14 protein-coding genes are annotated in these 15,927 nt (G+C 68.3%); 8 read left to right on the top strand and 6 right to left on the bottom strand.

The genetic code is table 11. The annotated features are described in order from the left end of the window. Nucleotides 1-2: 2 nt before the first annotated feature. On the bottom strand, nt 3-719 hold the full coding sequence (locus E0H75_RS04785; RefSeq protein WP_131511779.1) for an SDR family NAD(P)-dependent oxidoreductase: 717 nt from the start codon (nt 717-719) through the stop codon (nt 3-5). A gap of 9 nt (nt 720-728) precedes the next feature. Next, the gene (locus E0H75_RS04780; protein ID WP_131511778.1) at nt 729-1,289 is read right to left on the bottom strand and encodes a TetR/AcrR family transcriptional regulator; all 561 of its coding nucleotides are present in this window, start codon (nt 1,287-1,289) and stop codon (nt 729-731) included. Between the two features lie 120 nt (nt 1,290-1,409). On the opposite strand from E0H75_RS04780, the gene E0H75_RS04775 reads away from it, so the two are divergent. The 3 genes from E0H75_RS04775 (at nt 1,410) to E0H75_RS04765 (ending at nt 4,529) form a co-directional block, all read left to right on the top strand. Then, complete coding sequence (locus E0H75_RS04775) at nt 1,410-2,330, top strand: SDR family NAD(P)-dependent oxidoreductase (protein WP_131511777.1); 921 nt, start codon at nt 1,410-1,412, stop codon at nt 2,328-2,330. Between the two features lie 62 nt (nt 2,331-2,392). Continuing rightward, nucleotides 2,393-3,523, top strand: a complete 1,131-nt coding sequence (locus E0H75_RS04770; RefSeq protein WP_131511776.1) for a lipid II:glycine glycyltransferase FemX — start codon at nt 2,393-2,395, stop codon at nt 3,521-3,523. Nucleotides 3,524-3,527: 4 nt separating this feature from the next. Further along, the gene (locus tag E0H75_RS04765; protein ID WP_131511775.1) at nt 3,528-4,529 is read left to right on the top strand and encodes an alanine racemase; all 1,002 of its coding nucleotides are present in this window, start codon (nt 3,528-3,530) and stop codon (nt 4,527-4,529) included. A 10-nt stretch (nt 4,530-4,539) separates the two neighbouring features. Here the strand turns inward: E0H75_RS04765 and E0H75_RS04760 are convergent, their stop codons facing one another. Further along, nucleotides 4,540-4,905, bottom strand: coding sequence for a VOC family protein (locus E0H75_RS04760; RefSeq protein ID WP_131511774.1), 366 nt, complete (start codon nt 4,903-4,905; stop codon nt 4,540-4,542). Between the two features lie 130 nt (nt 4,906-5,035). On the opposite strand from E0H75_RS04760, the gene E0H75_RS04755 reads away from it, so the two are divergent. Both E0H75_RS04755 and E0H75_RS04750 read left to right on the top strand, forming a co-directional pair. Continuing rightward, nucleotides 5,036-5,758 (top strand): methyltransferase domain-containing protein, encoded by a 723-nt coding sequence (locus E0H75_RS04755; protein WP_131511773.1) that lies wholly within the window; start codon nt 5,036-5,038, stop codon nt 5,756-5,758. 10 nt (nt 5,759-5,768) lie between these two features. Continuing rightward, nucleotides 5,769-6,137, top strand: coding sequence for a VOC family protein (locus tag E0H75_RS04750; protein ID WP_131511772.1), 369 nt, complete (start codon nt 5,769-5,771; stop codon nt 6,135-6,137). A 15-nt stretch (nt 6,138-6,152) separates the two neighbouring features. Here the strand turns inward: E0H75_RS04750 and E0H75_RS04745 are convergent, their stop codons facing one another. Continuing rightward, nucleotides 6,153-7,307, bottom strand: coding sequence for an NAD-dependent epimerase/dehydratase family protein (locus tag E0H75_RS04745; RefSeq protein WP_131511771.1), 1,155 nt, complete (start codon nt 7,305-7,307; stop codon nt 6,153-6,155). 166 nt (nt 7,308-7,473) lie between these two features. Here E0H75_RS04745 and E0H75_RS04740 point away from each other — a divergent pair, with 166 nt between their 5' ends. Together E0H75_RS04740 and E0H75_RS04735 are read left to right on the top strand one after the other, a co-directional pair. Then, a complete protein-coding gene (locus E0H75_RS04740) occupies nt 7,474-8,193 on the top strand; it encodes a class I SAM-dependent methyltransferase (RefSeq protein WP_131511770.1) in 720 nt (239 codons plus the stop codon). After that, nucleotides 8,190-8,678, top strand: a complete 489-nt coding sequence (locus tag E0H75_RS04735; RefSeq protein ID WP_131511769.1) for a GtrA family protein — start codon at nt 8,190-8,192, stop codon at nt 8,676-8,678. The genes E0H75_RS04740 and E0H75_RS04735 overlap by 4 nt, the downstream gene beginning before the upstream one ends. Here the strand turns inward: E0H75_RS04735 and E0H75_RS04730 are convergent. Together E0H75_RS04730 and E0H75_RS04725 are read right to left on the bottom strand one after the other, a co-directional pair. Then, the gene (locus E0H75_RS04730) at nt 8,587-10,821 is read right to left on the bottom strand and encodes a glycosyltransferase family 2 protein (RefSeq protein WP_238162827.1); all 2,235 of its coding nucleotides are present in this window, start codon (nt 10,819-10,821) and stop codon (nt 8,587-8,589) included. The genes E0H75_RS04735 and E0H75_RS04730 overlap by 92 nt on opposite strands. Next, nucleotides 10,797-11,696: an NAD-dependent epimerase/dehydratase family protein gene (locus tag E0H75_RS04725; protein ID WP_165553449.1), complete on the bottom strand. Its 900-nt coding sequence runs from the start codon at nt 11,694-11,696 to the stop codon at nt 10,797-10,799. The genes E0H75_RS04730 and E0H75_RS04725 overlap by 25 nt, the downstream gene beginning before the upstream one ends. 257 nt (nt 11,697-11,953) lie before the next feature. On the opposite strand from E0H75_RS04725, the gene E0H75_RS04720 reads away from it, so the two are divergent. Continuing rightward, nucleotides 11,954-15,913 (top strand): GH92 family glycosyl hydrolase, encoded by a 3,960-nt coding sequence (locus tag E0H75_RS04720; RefSeq protein ID WP_238162826.1) that lies wholly within the window; start codon nt 11,954-11,956, stop codon nt 15,911-15,913. Nucleotides 15,914-15,927 lie beyond the last annotated feature (14 nt).

The following is a 15,927-nucleotide window of genomic DNA, read 5'->3' as shown; positions in this document are numbered from 1 at the left end:
AATCAGCGCAGGTTCAGACCGCCGTCCAAGAGGACGACTTCGCCGGTGATGTAGGTGTTGTGGACGAGTGACGAGATCAGGTCCGCGACGTCCGAGGGCTCGGCTGCGCGGCGCATCGGGCTCGAGGTTTTCCACAGCTCCTGCGCCTCTGTCCACGACGCGGTGAGTGGTGTGTCCACGAGTCCGGGCGCGACCGCGTTCACCCGTACATCGGGCCCGAGCGCGGCCGCCAGCAGTTTGGTCACGTGGTTCAGCGCGGCCTTGCTGGCGGCGTACGCGATCGAGCTTCCCTTCGGCCGCACGCCCGCGTGGCTCGTCACGTTGACGACGCAGCCACCCGATTCGCGCAGCGCCGGGAGAGCCGCCGTACACAACAACCATGGCGCGATCAGGTTGACGTCGAGCAGCCGCCGCCAGGCAGCCGCGGACAACCCGTCCAGCTCCGCATGCGGTACCGGCCAACTGATCCCCGCGTTGTTCACCAGTACGTCGAGCCGTCCGTGCTCAGCCATCACACTCGGCACCAGCCCACTGGCCGCGGCGTCGTCCTCGAGATCGGCCTGGTGATACGACCCACCCAGTTCCGCGGCCAACGCGACTCCGGCCTCGCGGCTGCTCCGCGAGTGGATGGCCACGACCATCCCGTCCTTCGCCAATCGCCGAGCCGTCGCCGCTCCGATCCCCGACGCCGACCCCGTCACCAACGCGACCTTCTGCACCTGCACAGCCTAGGCAGACCGGTAGCGGAGGCCGTCCATGAGCAGGTTGAGCGCACGGTCCGCCTGGTCCCGGTTCTTGCCGGTGGCCAGGGCGACGCCACTGATGCTGACCAGGACGTCCTCGGCGGAGACGTCCGACCGCAGTTCGCCGGCTGCAGCACCGGCTTCGAGGAGCGGCTTGATGGCGCCGACGAGCAGCTCGAGGCTCTGGGCGTACGGGTTGGCGCCGGAAGCGATGACGGCGCGGAGGGCCTCGGCCATCCCGAGCTTGCGAGTCATGTAGTCGATGTAGCGATCCATCCAGGCGCGGAGGGCCTCGGCCGGTGGCGTCGAGTCGAGCAGTTCGGGAGCCGCGGCACAGATAGCCGCCAGCTCGTTCCGGTACGCCGCCTCGATCAGCAGCTCGCGGGTCGGGAAGTGCCGGTACAGCGTGCCGATGCCGACGCCGGCGTCCTTCGCGATGCCGTCCAGCGTGGCTTCGAGGCCGCAGGTCGAGAACGCCCGCGCGGCGGCGGCCAGGATCTGGTCGCGATTGCGCTGGGCGTCGGCACGCAGCGGACGCACGGTCATGTCCCCTCCCCTCAGACCCCAGAACTTAGCGGACTTGTTAATCGGAGGCTCCTCCAGTTAACTGGATTTACCGGAGGTTCCTCCGGTTAAAGCGTAGCTCGCAGAACAGGAACAGACCTGATGAGCAGAATCACCACCCCCTTCGGCCATGACTCCACCGCCGCCGAGGTGATCGCCGGCGTCGACCTGACCGGTCGCCGCGGGGTCGTCACCGGCGGCGCGTCGGGTATCGGCGTCGAGACCGCCCGCGCCCTGGCCTCGGCCGGCGCCGAGGTCACTCTCGCCGTTCGCAACACCGCCGCCGGTGAACGCACCGCGGCCGGCATCATCGAATCGACCGGCAACAACCACGTCTTCGTCGCGCCGATCGAGCTCGCCGACCGCGAGTCGGTCAAGGCCTTCGCGGCCAACTGGGACGGCCCACTCCACATCCTGGTGAACAACGCCGGTGTGATGGCCGAGCCGCTCAACCGCACTCCCGAAGGCTGGGAGCACCAGTTCGCCACCAACCACCTCGGTCACTTCGGCCTCGCGCTCGGTCTGCACGACGCCCTCGCGGCGGCCGGTGACGCACGCATCGTCGCGGTCAGCTCCAGCGCCCACCGTCGCTCGGACGTCCACCTCGACGACCTCCACTTCGAGCACCGGCCGTACGAGCCGTGGTTGTCGTACGGGCAGTCGAAGACGGCGAACGTGCTGTTCGCCGTCGAGGCGTCCAAGCGCTGGGCGAGTGACGGCATCGTCGCCAACTCGCTGATGCCGGGCGGAATCCGGACCGCGCTGCAGCGGCACATCGCGCCGGACCTGCTGACGCAGTGGGAGGCGGAGTACGGCTGGAAGACCGTCGAGCAGGGCGCGGCGACCTCGGTGCTGCTGGCCGCGTCGCCACTCGTACAGGGCGTGACCGGCCGGTACTTCGAGGACAACAACGAGGCTCTACCCAACATGCCGGGCGAGAGCACCGGTGTCGCGGCGTACGCGCTCGATCCGGAATCCGCCGCCCGGCTGTGGGATCTATCGATCGACCTGCTCAACAGCTGAGGTTTGATCAGGTGACCGGCTCGGCTACGGTCTGAGGCGTCGGGCCGGTAACCTGACCGACCGTGAGTGACTTGAGCATCCGGACCATCTCGGCCGACGAGCACGGGGCGTACGTCGCTGCGCGACCGTCGGCGAGCTTCCTGCAGACCCCTGGGTGGGCGGCGGTGAAGAGTGAGTGGAAGGCGGAGTCACTCGGGTGGTACGACCCGGCCAATCCGGCGGAGCTGGTCGGCGCCGGACTGGTGCTGTACCGGCAGATGCCGAAGGTGAAGCGCTACCTGGCCTATCTGCCTGAGGGTCCGGTGATCGACTGGGATGCGGTCGATCTTGGCCGGTACCTGCGTCCGCTGGCAGCGCATCTGCAGGAGCACGGGGCGTTCGGCGTACGGATGGGTCCGCCGGTGGCGACCCGGCGGTGGGGCGCGAAGACGATCAAGGATGCGATCGCCAGTGGCCAGCAGCCGAAGCTCGGCGACGTACGAGCGGATGTGATCGAGCCGTCCGGCGCGACGGTGGCCGCGCAACTGCGGGCGCTGGGCTGGAAGGCGCCCAAGGCCGGTGAGGGATTCGCCGCCGGCCAACCGCAGTACGTGTTCCAGGTACCGCTGGCCGGCCGCACCCAGGAAGACCTGCTGAAGGGCATGAACCAGCTCTGGCGACGCAACATCAAGAAGGCGGAGAAGGCCGGCGTCGAGGTGACGCAGGGCGGTCCGGAGGACCTGAAGGCCTTCCACGCGCTGTACGTCGAGACGGCCGAGCGGGACCACTTCACCCCGCGGCCGCTGCCGTACTTCGTCAAGATGCTGGACGCGATGGCGAACCAGCCGGCCGGCTGCTGCGACTTCCGGATCTACAACGCCTACCATCAGGGCGACCTGGTCGCGTCGACGATCTGGGTCCGGGTCGGCGGTCACTCCTGGTACTCCTACGGGGCCAGCTCGACCGCCAAACGCGACGTCCGCGGATCGAACGCGATCCAGTGGCGCATGATGGCGGACGCACTCGCCGCGGGCGCGTCCGTGTACGACCTACGGGGCATCACCGACACCTTGGACCCGAACGACCCGCACGTCGGGCTGATCCAGTTCAAGGTCGGCACCGGCGGCGAGGCCGTCGAGTACGTCGGTGAGTGGGATCTGCCGTTGAACAAGGCGCTCTACACCGCATTCGACCTCTACATGAGACGGCGTTGACACCATGCCCCTAGTCCTGCACGTCGATTCCGATCGATGGCGCGAACACCTGCGTTCCACGTGGAACCCCGACATCGTCCCGGTCGCCAAGGGCAACGGGTACGGATTCGGCAACCCCCGGCTGATCGCGGAGTCGCGCGCCCTCGGAGCCCGGACGGTCGCGGTCGGTACCTACTTCGAGGTGCCGGCGGACCCGCGGGAGGACATCGTCGTCCTGTCGCCGTGGCGCCCGTTCCACGAGGTGCCGCAGAGCAAGAACGTGATCCACACCGTCAGCCGGCTGGCCGACCTGGTGTCGATCCCGGCCGGCAGCCGGGTGCTGATCGAAGTACAGACGTCGATGCGCCGGCACGGCATCGGCGCCCGCGAACTGCGGCACACGATGCTGCTGAACGCGCTCGACCGGATCCGGTTCGAGGGCTGGTCGCTGCACTTCCCGATGGGTGCCGGCGGTACGTCGGCCAACCTCAGGGAAGCGCAGGAGCTGGGCAAGGCGGCCGAGGCGGTCCGGCGCGGGACGCTGTGGGTGTCGCACGTGCCGGCGCAGAAGCTCGCCGACATCGGCGAGAATGTGAAGCTGCGGATGGGCACCGCCCTCTGGCTGGGTGACCGGGGTGCGCTGACCGTGCGGGCGACCGTACTGGACGTGCACTCGGTCCGCCGGGGCGAACGCGTCGGCTACCGGCAGCGGCGGGTGAGCGGCGACGGCCACATCCTGGTGGTGTCGGGCGGGACCGCGCACGGTGTCGGCCTGGAGGCTCCCACCGCGGCGGCCAGTGTCCGTCAGCGGGCGATCGCGATGGCGAAGGGCAGCCTGGACGCGGCCGGCATGGCGCTGTCGCCGTTCACCATCGAGGGCAAGCAGCGCTGGTTCGCCGAGCCGCCGCACATGCAGGCCAGCATGCTCTTCCTGCCCTCGTCGGTGGCGCCCCCCGCGGTCGGCGACACGGTCGGTGTCGACGTCCGCTTCACCACCACGAGCTTCGACAAGGTGTCGATGGATTAGTCCGCGTCTCTCAGGCCGGCGAGGCCAGGTCGACGACGGTGCCGTCGGGGCAGCGCAGGTACGACGAGACCTGCCCCCACGGCGTCTTCTCCGGTGCCTTCAGCGGCTCCGCGCCGGCGTCGACGGCTCGCTGGAAGTCGCCCTCGACGTCCTCACTGGTGAGCGCGAGCTCGAAGCCGACCGCGCCGGGCGCGCCAACCTCGGCCAGGTGGCTCTGGCCGACCGCATAGGTGGCGAAGACGATCTTGGTGTCGCCGGCGTCCACCTCGCCCGCCCCCTGGTCCCAGTAGGTCCCCTTCCAACCGAACGCACGCTCGAAGAACTCGATCGACGCCTTGGCGTCCTCGACGTACACGATGGTCTTCGCGAACTTCACGACCCTGCTCCTTCTGCTGCGAGCTCGACGGGACGGTCCCGCCACCCAGCCTGACGCAGATCGCTCCGGATGTGTGACAGCCTCCCCCCAAGCTTGACTTCAGGTGGACCTGAAGTTGCAGCGTGAGGTCATGAGCTTTCTGGAGCGGATCGAGGAACGGGCCGGAGCAGCGGAGCTCCGGGCGGAGTCGTACCGGCTGCTGGGCCTGAAGCGGGGCGCGACCTGCGTCGATGTGGGTTGCGGCACCGGCCACGCGGTCGGCGAGTTGGCCAAGAAGGGCCTCAAGGTGACCGGCGTGGACGCGGACCCCGAGGCGATCGACGCTGCCCGGATCCGCGTGCCCGGTGCGATGTTTCACGTGGCACGGTCCGACGACCTGCCGCTGGAGAACGAGTCGGTGGACGGCTATCGGGCGGTACGGCTGGTCCATCTGCTCGAGGACCCGGTCCCGACCGTGGCCGAGGCGCGACGGGTGGTCCGGCAGGGCGGGCGGGTCGTGCTCGGCGGGCAGGACTACGGCTTCCTGCTGATCGACAGCGCCGACCAGGACCTGACCGACGTCGTACTGCTCGGCCTCGAGTCACGCTCGGTGGCTCCGCGGGCGGCCCGCAGCCTCCGCGATCTGCTTCTCGACGCCGGTTTCCAGGACGTCGAGGTCGTCGTACGGACCGAGGTCGTGACGGATCACTCGGTGATGGCGCCTCAGCTGGAGATGGCGGCGGCCGCGGCGGTGAAGGAGGCGCTGATCACGCAGGACGACGCCGACACGTGGCTTGCCGAACAGGCTGATCGAGGGACCCGGGACCGCTTCCTGGCGGCGATCCCGACGCTGCTTGTCGGTGGGCGCGCCTAACCTGCGGAGGATGAACGAGAAGATTCCGTTGATGGGTGTAGTGCTCGACGCCCCGGACCCGCAGGAGCTGGCCCGGTTCTACTGCCGGCTGCTCGGCTGGGAGCTCGGCGACGACGAGGAGGGCTGGGCGACTGCGATCGGCCCGCAAGGCGTGACGAAGCTGTCGTTCCAGGGCGAGCCGACGTACCGGCCGCCGACCTGGCCGAGCTCTCGCGAGCAGCAGCAGATGCAGCTGCACCTGGACTTCAAAGTGGACGACCTGGAGACGGCGCACCGGCGCGCGATCGACGCCGGGGCGCGGCTGATGGAGTTTCAGCCGCAGCCCAACGTGCGCGTGTACGCCGACCCGGTCGGCCACATCTTCTGCTTCTTCGTCTAGTGCCCTGAGTCGGCACTAGGACTTCAGGTGGCCGCGCCAGCGGACGGTCGGGAGTAGTGCGGCCGGGTCGACGCGGTCCTTGTTGGCGGAGACGATGTCGAACATCGACTCGATCAGCGTCTCCGACAGTAGGTGCGGCTGCAGGCCGAGGCCGACCAGACCGGTGTGCTTGACGTTGTAGTAGTGCTCGGCCAGCTCGACCCGCGGGTTCTCCAGGTGCTCGACCTGGACCGGGCCGGGGAAGCACTCCGCGACCTTCTCCGCGATCTGGGCGATCGAGTAGCTCTCGGTCATCTGGTTGAAGACCCGGAACTCGCCGGCGTCCGCGGGGTTCTCGACCGCGAGCCGGATGCACTCGACCGTGTCCCGGATGTCCAGCAGACCACGGGTCTGGCCGCCGGTGCCGTAGACGGTCAGCGGCTCGCCGAGCACCGCCTGGATGACGAACCGGTTGAGCACGGTGCCGAACACGGCGTCGTAGTCGAACCGCGTCGCCAGCCGCGCGTCCTGCACGGTCTGGTCGGTTTGCTGCCCGTAGACGACACCCTGGTTCAGGTCGGTGACGCGCAGACCCCAGATCCGGCAGCCGAACTCGAGGTTGTGCGAGTCGTGCACCTTGCTGAGGTGGTAGAACGAGCCGGGCTTCTTCGGGTAGAGCATCCGGTCCTTGCGCCCGTTGTGCTCGACCTCCAGCCAGCCTTCCTCGATGTCGATGTTCGGCGTTCCGTACTCGCCCATCGTGCCGAGCTTGACCAGGTGGATGTCCGGGTTCGTCTCGGCGATGGCGTACATCAGGTTCAGCGTGCCGACCACGTTGTTGTGCTGGGTGTAGACCGCGTGTGCCCGGTCGATCATGGAGTACGGCGCCGCCCGCTGCTCGGCGAAGTGGACGATCGCGTCCGGCTCGAACTCGCTCAGCACCCGGTAGACGAAGTCCGCGTCGAGCAGGTCCCCGGCGTACGACGTGAGCCGCTTCCCGGACACCTCCTCCCAGGCGGCGACCCGGGCGTCCAGATCCTGGATCGGCACCAGGCTCTGCACTCCCAGCTCGCTGTCGTAGCCCCGGCGGGCGAAGTTGTCGAGTACAGCGATGTCATGACCACGATCGGACAGGTGGAGCGCGGTCGGCCACCCAAGGTAACCATCACCACCGAGGACCAGTACGCGCACGAGGGGTTCCGCCTTCGCAGTAGAGAGAGAAAAGTTGCCGTTGTACCTGTTCCTATCCCGGCGTGCACCAAACCTAACGTGATCAGTTCCACTTCGGCGGCTGAGAATTTGCTGGCAATCCGTCCCAGCCGTCACAGCCTCGCGGGGAGAGGGCACAATTGCCAAGATGCGGGAACATACCGGAGCCTTCAGCGACGCGACCGGACGCGACCTCGAGCAGGGCGGAGCCGACCAGCCGCGGTACCGCCGCTACCAGTACGACCTGATCGCGCCGCACTGCGGACGCACGGTCCTGGAGGTGGGCGCCGGGCTGGGTGAGTTCGCTACCCAGTTCACTGGTCTGGACCGGTTGGTGCTGACCGACGCGGATCCGGATGCGGTCGAGCTGCTGGCGGAGCGGTTCGCCGACCGGCCGGAGGTCGAGGCGCGGCAGCTCGCGCTGGGCGGCGAGCTGTCGGTGGGCAAGCCGGTCGACTCGATCGTTGCCATCAACGTGCTCGAGCACATCGAGGACGACGCCGCGGCGCTCAAATCGCTGTCCAGACTGGTGATCCCCGGCGGCACGATCGTGCTGTGGGTGCCCGGCTACCAGCAGTTGTACGGCGAATTCGACCGCCGGGTCGGCCATTTCCGCCGCTACACCCCGGCCGCGCTGCGCGACGCGTTCGAGCGGGCCGGACTCCGGGTCGAGCTGGCGAAGCCGGTGAACCTGCTCGGCGGGATCGCCTGGTGGGCAGCCGTTCGCCGTGGCGGCAGCACCAAGCCGAATCCGCGTTTGGTCTCGATCTACGACCGGTTCGTCGTACCCGTGACGCGGGCGGTGGAGTCGGTGGTCCCGGTCCCGTTCGGGCAGACGGTGCTCGGCGTGGCCCGGGTGCCGGGATGAGGCTGCCGGGCTCCCGATTGTCGCTGCCGCGTTTCCGGTTGTTGCTGTGGGCAAAGTACTCGGCGTCGTCGGTGATCGCCGGTGTGATCAGTGAGCTGGCGTTCGCCCTGTGCTACTGGGTCGGCGCCCGCCCGCTGTGGGCGAGCGTGGTCGCGTTCCTGGCCGGCGCGCTGCCCAACTACGTGCTGAACCGCCGCTGGGCGTGGGGCCGCACCGGCCGGGCCGACCGTACCCGCGAGCTGTTGCCGTACGCAATCATCGTGGTGGTCACCGCGCTCGCCGCGGCGCTGGCGACCAGCGCCGCGGACCACTGGCTGCGGGATCGGATCGACTCCCACGTCTGGCAGACCGTGCTGGTCAGCGCGACCTTCCTCGGCACTTACGGGGTGATGTTCATCCTGAAGTTCGTGCTGTTCGACCGGTTCGTGTTCGCCAAGCCGGAGGCCGCCGCAGTACGTACTCCCGCCACCACGTCCCAGCCATGACGCGGGCGTAGTTCGCGCCGTACACCAGGCCCGGGCCCTTCTTGCTGCTCCCATCGCCGCGGCGTCGCATCGTCATCGGTAGCTCGACGACCCGCGCGCCACCGGCCAGCACACCGAGCAGCAACTCGGACGACTGGTACTGCGGTTCCCTCAGCGTCACCGAGCACGCGAGCGCCGCCCGCATCGCCCGGAACCCGAACGACGTGTCGGTCAGCTTCCGCCTGGTCAGGATCGACGCCAGTACGGCGAACACGCGCACACCGATCCAGCGCAGGCGACTGTCCGCGTCCTCCTGACCCAGTCGGCGGGAGCCGGTGACGAAGTCGGCCCGGCCCTCCAGAATCGGCGTGAGCAGCACCGGCAGCTCGTCGTTGTCGTACTGCCCGTCGCCATCCGTGGTCGCGACGTACTGCGCTCCGCCCTGCGCAGCGATCTGGTAGCCGAGCCGAAGCGCTGCACCCTGACCACGGTTGACCGGTGCGACGCAGACGTACGCGCCATGCTCGGCGGCGATCTCGGCGGTGTTGTCCTCGGCGCCGTCGACCACGACCAGTACGTCGACCGGGAGGCCGGCGCAGGTCTTGGGCATGTGCTCCAGCACCGGACCGATGCCGCCGGCTTCGTTGTACGCGGCAATCACCACGACGAGCGGAGCGAACGCCGGGTCACCGTGCCGTTCACGGAGATCATCCAGCGCGGCGGAGTCGACCTTGTCCGGGTACTGCGCCAGCGGCGGGCGCTGCTGGCTCCGGCCGAGCAAAGCGGTCAATCCGAGGGCACCGGCGAACGGGAACAGGACCAGACCGGGCAGCTGGTACCGCCAGGAGAACTCGAACGCCGCCGATCCGAGCAGCAGGATCACAGCAGCCGCGACCGGCAGCAGTGCGGCCGAGCGGAGCCGCGACGTCCGCGCCCGGCCTAGCCCGAACGCCGCAGCGAAGGCGATCAGGCCGGCGATGCCGAGCAGCAGGCCCGGGGTGTAACCACCGTGCAGCTGGTAGGCACGCAGTACCTTGGCCGGCCCAGTGTTCACGTGCGGCTCGGTGCCGCCCCACTTCACCGCGGCCTTGGCGGTGTTGGGGTCGCTGAGGTTCGGATAGGTGAGCTGGAACTGCCAGCGGTCCAGTGGCACGTCGTCCGGCGAGGTGGTGCGCGTGGGCGCAAAACCCTTGGAGAAGTCCTTCAGCGCAGCCCACGCCACGTCGGCCGGCTGGTGCCGAATCACCAGCATGCTGAAGTCGGTCGCCAGCTGCTGCTTCGTCGTACCGGGAGGCAGCGGTCCAGGCCAGTTCGGGTCGCCATAGTGATCGTGGGCGTACTCGTCGACGCCCATCCGGTGCCCGAGCGGCTCCTTCGGGCAGAACAGCCGGGTGCCGTCGTTCAGCGGCAGCTTCGCGCAGTTGGCGACGACCGCGGTCCGGCCGTACAGCACCTGGTTCTCGGCGCCGGAGAAGCCCCAGCGGCCGGTTTGGGAGTGGAAGTACGTCGCGTAGCCGCCGAGCGCGACCGCAAACACGGCGGTCACGGCTGCGCTCCGGCCGAGCACCCTGCGCCAACTGGTCCGCCAGGCGGAGCCGACCACGACGAGGTAGATCACGACGGCAACCAGCAGAGTGATGCCGATGGTGCGCAGTACGAACGCGGCACCGAGGATCAGTCCGGCCGCGGCCGCACGCTTCCAGCCGGGTGCACCCCAGCCGAGCAGCAGCCACAGGAGACCGACGAGCAGAACGTCGAACAGCGTCTCGGCCATGATGTTCTGCTCGATCTGGACCTGGTACGCGTCCAGCAGCAGCGGAGCGGCTGCCACTGCGGAGAGCCAGCGGTACACACCGAGGCGGCGGCACAGTGCGTAGATCGCGACGCCGAGGGCGAGACCGATCACGTGCTGCAGGATCACCACGAAGGTGACGCCGCCGAGCGCTGTTAGCGGCTTGAGGAAGAGCGAGTAGCCGATCGGGTTGAGCTGATCCGGCTTCAGGCTGTGCATGTTGTCGAGGTAGCGCACCGAGTCGACGTACAAGATCGCCGGCCGGTACGCGATCGTCGCCAGCACCCGGAGCGCGGCGCCCAGCACCAGCAGCGCAACGAGCAGCCAGTGCTTCCTCAGCTGCCCGATCACTGGTTGCTGAAGTATTGCCATGTGCGGGCGAGCCCGTCTTCCAAGGACACCGTCGGCGCGTAGCCGAGGTCGTTCGTGACGTCGACAACCACAGCAGGCATCTCACCAGCCGGGGCCTCGATGTGCTCAGCCGGCACCGGGCAGCCAGTCACCGTCCGCACCGTCTCGATCATCTCGAGCACCGACACCGACCGGCCCGATCCGATGATCGCGCGCCCGTCGTACTTGCTGTCCAGCGCCAGCAGGATCCCGCTGACCACATCATCGATGAACACCAGATCCCGCCGCTGCTGCCCATCGCCGTACACCCGCACGCCCGTCCCGGACAGGGCTGCTCGCATCATCCGCGGCACAAAACTGTCTTTGTGCGACATCCCCGGCCCATAGACATTCGTGAACCGCAGAGCCGCGGTCGCCATCCCGTAGCTCCCCGAGTACGCCGACAGCAACATCTCGCACGCCGCTTTGGTGGCCCCGTACGGCGTCAACGGCCGCAACGGCAGGTCCGCCGTGATCGTCGCCGTACCGACGTCCCCCACCACCGCGTTGGTAGACGCCAGCACAAACCGGTCTACCCCACTACCTCGGGACAACTCCAGCAGAACCTGCGTGATCGTCACGTTCTGAGCGAACGTCTGCATCGGCGCATCCACCGACCGCAGCACGGACGTCAACGCCGCCAGATGCACGACCGCGGTAGGCCGAGTCTCAAACGCGGCAACACACGTCTCCTGCTCCGCCAGGTCCCCGGTCACCACGTGCACCCCGTCGTCCCACGACGAATCCGGCGGCTCCCGATCCACAGCAGTAACCGCCAGACCCCGCCCCCGCAACGCAGCCACCACAGCCCGCCCGATAAACCCGGCCGCCCCGGTAACCAACACCCGCTCATCCATGCCGTCAACCTACCGCCGACCGATCAATCCCGAGACACGGGCGAACAGTGCGCGACGAACCCTTGACCGCGGGTGATCATGATGGGCAGGATCGCCCCGGGCGCGGGCTGACAACCTTGTCATCGGGGCCGCGTACTCCACTGGCGGACAGCTCGGGCTGTCGCGCCGGTCCGGCCGTGCAAGGAGCGTAGATGGATCTCCGCCGCCCTCTGGGGCTCGTCGCGTCTCTCGGGCTAGTTGTGACAATGTCGTCTGCCATGACGTCAGCGCATGCCGGTCCACCGGCAGCCGGCACCGTGCAGGATCAGCCGGTGGTGACCGGGTCCTCTTTCTTCACCTCGTTCGAGCCGGGGCAGCCGCAGCCGGGGTATACCGATGCGGTCGAGACCGGGCCGGACGGAAAGCCGCGGACCGACGGCGTTCGCGGGCCGACGCCGACCGGGATCGGCGGCAGCGAGATGGACAAGGTCACCACGGTGACCGCGAACGGCGAGAACACCGGCGGCGGTGAGATCGCCACCAACGTGGCCGACGGTGACAAGTTCACCAAGTGGCTGGTGTTCGAGCCGACCGGCTGGCTGGTCTACGAGACCTCGGTCCCGGTGGTGATCCGCAAGTACGCGCTGACCTCGGCCAACGACGCCGACGGTCGCGACCCGCAGAACTGGACGATGTCCGGTTCGAACGACGGGACCACCTGGACCACGCTGGACACCCGGACGGGCCAGAGCTTCGAGACCCGGTTCCAGACCAAGGAGTACAGCTTCACGAACGAGACGGCGTACAAGTTCTTCAAGCTGGACATCACGCTGAACCACGGCGAGAACATCGTCCAGCTGGCCGACTGGTACCTGTCCAACGGCGCACCACTGCCGCCACCAGGCCCCGTGGCTGAGTCGCGGCTGGACTCCGGCCCGACCAGCGCCTACAACGCCCGAGCCCGCGTCGGCTTCACCGGGGTCAAGTCGTTCCGGTACGCCGGGCACCAGACCGCCGAGGGCCGTGGCTACACCTGGAACAAGATCGCCGACGTGGATCTGAAGGTCGGCAAGGACACCCGGCTCTCGTACAAGATCTTCCCCGAGCACACCGAGGGCGACCTCAGCTACCCGAGCACGTACGCCGCGATCGACCTGGCGTTCTCCGACGGGACGTACCTGAGCGATCTGAAGGCGAAGGACCACCACGGCTTCGAGCTCAGCCCGCGCGGGCAGGGCGACGCCAAGGGGCTGTCCACCAACCAGTGGAACAACGTCGAGGCGGACCTCGGCACGGTGGCCAAGGGCAAGACGATCCAGCGGATCCTGATCGGCTACGACAAGCCGTCCGGGCCGGCCGAGTTCCGCGGCTGGGTCGACGACCTGCGGATCGCGCAGGCCATCAACCCCGACACTGCGGCGCAGAAGACCGCGTCGAAGCACCCGTCGGACCTCGCGCTCACCACCCGCGGCACCAACGCGACCGGCGGCTTCTCGCGGGGCAACAACTTCCCGGCGACCGCCGTACCGCACGGCTTCAACTTCTGGACGCCGGTGACGAACGCCGGCTCGACGTCCTGGCTGTACGACTATGCCAAGGGCAACAACGAGGACAACAAGCCGACGATGCAGGCGCTGTCGATCAGCCACGAGCCCAGCCCGTGGATGGGCGACCGGCAGACGTTCCAGGTGATGCCGTCGACGGCCACGACCCCGACCGCGGACCGGAAGGCGCGGGCCTGGTCGTTCAGCCACGACAACGAGGTCGCCCGGCCGTACTACTACGGCGTCACGTTCGACAACGGCAACGCGGCCGAGATCGCGCCGACCGACCACGCCGCGATGCTGCGGTTCAGCTTCCCGGCCGGCAAGGCGTCCCTGATCTTCGACAACGTCAACAACAGCGGCGGCCTGACGCTCGATCCGGAGACCGGTGTGGTGACCGGGTTCAGCGACATCAAGAGCGGCCTGTCCACCGGCGCCGGCCGCCTGTTCGTGTACGGCGTCGTCGACCAGAAGGTGGTTGCCTCCGGCAAGCTGTCGGACGGCGGCGGCGCGGCCGTCGGCGGCTACTTCTCCTTCGGCTCGAAGGTGACGCAGGTCGAGCTCCGGATGGCGACCTCGCTGATCGGCACGGCCCAGGCGAAGAAGAACCTCGAGCTGGAGCTGCCCGCCGACTCGAAGTTCAGCAAGGTGAAGGACACCGCACAGCAACTGTGGGACGCCAAGCTGCGCACCATCGAGGTCGAGGGCGCGACGGCTGACCAGCTGACCACTCTGTACTCGAACCTCTACCGCCTGTTCCTCTACCCGAACAACGGCTCGGAGAACACGGGCACGCACTCCAAGCCGGTGATCAAGTACGCGTCCCCGACCTCGCCGAAGGTCGGGACGGACACGCCGACCACGACCGGATCGAAGATCGTGGCCGGGCAGACATACGTGAACAACGGCTTCTGGGACACCTACCGCACCGTTTGGCCGGCGTACTCGCTGTTCTCCTCCGACGACGCGGCCGACCTGGTGAACGGGTTCGTCCAGCAGTACAAGGACGGCGGCTGGATCTCACGCTGGTCGTCCCCGGGCTACGCGAACCTGATGGTCGGCACCAGCTCCGACGTCGCGTTCGCCGACGCCTACCTGAAGGGCATCAAGGGGATCGACGTCCAGGCGGCGTACGACGCGGCGGTCAAGAACGCGACCGCCGTACCGCCGTCGCAGAACGTCGGCCGCAAGGGCATGGACCTGGCCACGTTCAACGGCTACACGGCCAACACCACCGGTGAGGGCTTCAGCTGGTCGATGGACGGCTACATCAACGACTTCGGCATCGCGAACATGTCGAAGGCGCTGTACGACAAGGCGAAGAAGAGCGACCCGCGCAAGCAGGAGTACCTGGACAACTACAAGTACTTCCTGAACCGGGCCCGCAACTACGTCACGCTGTTCGACCCCGCGCTCGGCTTCTTCCAGGGCAAGGGCCCGGACGGCGTCTGGGGCAGCTCGCCGAGCACGTTCGACCCGCGCGACTGGGGTCACGACTACACCGAGACGAACGCGTGGAACATGGCGTTCTCGACCCCGCAGGACGGCGCCGGCCTGGCCGCCCTGTACGGCGGCCGCGACGGCCTGGCGAAGAAGCTCGACGAGTTCTTCAGTACGCCGGAGGACGCGCTGCACACCGGCGGGTACGGCGGCACGATCCACGAGATGCTCGAGGCGCGCGACGTACGGATGGGGCAGTACGGCCACAGCAACCAGCCGTCGCACCACATCACCTACATGTACGACGTCGCGGGTCAGCCGTGGAAGACGCAGGAGAAGGTGCGTGAGGTGCTGTCGCGGCTGTACCTCGGGTCCGAGATCGGGCAGGGGTACCCGGGTGACGAGGACAACGGCGAGATGTCGTCGTGGTACCTGTTCAGCATGCTCGGGTTCTACCCGTTGCAGGTCGGCTCCCCGACGTACGCGATCGGGTCGCCGCTGTTCACCAAGGCCACGGTGCGGCTGGCCGGCGGCAAGAAGCTGACGATCAGCGCACCGGGCAACAGCGCTCGCAACATCTACGTGAAGAGCGTGAAGGTCAACGGCAAGAAGTGGACGTCGACCGCGTTGCCGCACGACCTGATCGCGAACGGCGGCAAGATCGAATTCGAGATGACCGACCAGCCGTCGCGGTGGGGCACCGGCCGCAATGACGCCCCGCCGTCGATCACCACCCCGGGCGAGGACCCGAGCACCTGGCGGGACTCGACCGAGGACGAGGGTGCGGTGATCGGGGCCGGCGACGCGGATGTGACCGCGTTGACCGACAACGACTCCAAGACCCAGGTCACGCTGACCGGCGCGACCCCGACGATCACGGTGGCGCTCCCACAGGGCCGGCCGGTCGGGATGTACACGCTGACCAGCGGCGCCACCGGAGTGGCTCCGTCCGCCTGGGCGCTGGAAGGGTCCAACGACGGTACGACGTGGTCCGCGGTGGACCGGCGTACCGGGCAGACCTGGCCGTGGCCGTCGTCCACGCGGGCCTTCAGCATCGCCTCGCCGAAGGCCTACACGCAGTACCGGCTGGTGCTGACACCAGCGGCGGGCGCCGCCGGTGTCACGCTGTCGGAGGTCGAACTGCTCGGGACGCTGAAGGGCGTCGAGGCCGGCACGCACCCGACTGACAAGCGGGCTGCGGAGACGAAGCCGAGCCCGACTCCGTCGCAGTCGATCGACCGCAACTACGGCTGATCGAGTTCGCCGGT

The organism is Kribbella capetownensis (genome assembly GCF_004331485.1).
Taxonomy (GTDB): domain Bacteria; phylum Actinomycetota; class Actinomycetes; order Propionibacteriales; family Kribbellaceae; genus Kribbella; species Kribbella capetownensis.
The sequence above is the reverse complement of the archived record's forward strand: the minus strand, read 5'-3'. Positions and strand labels throughout refer to the sequence as shown.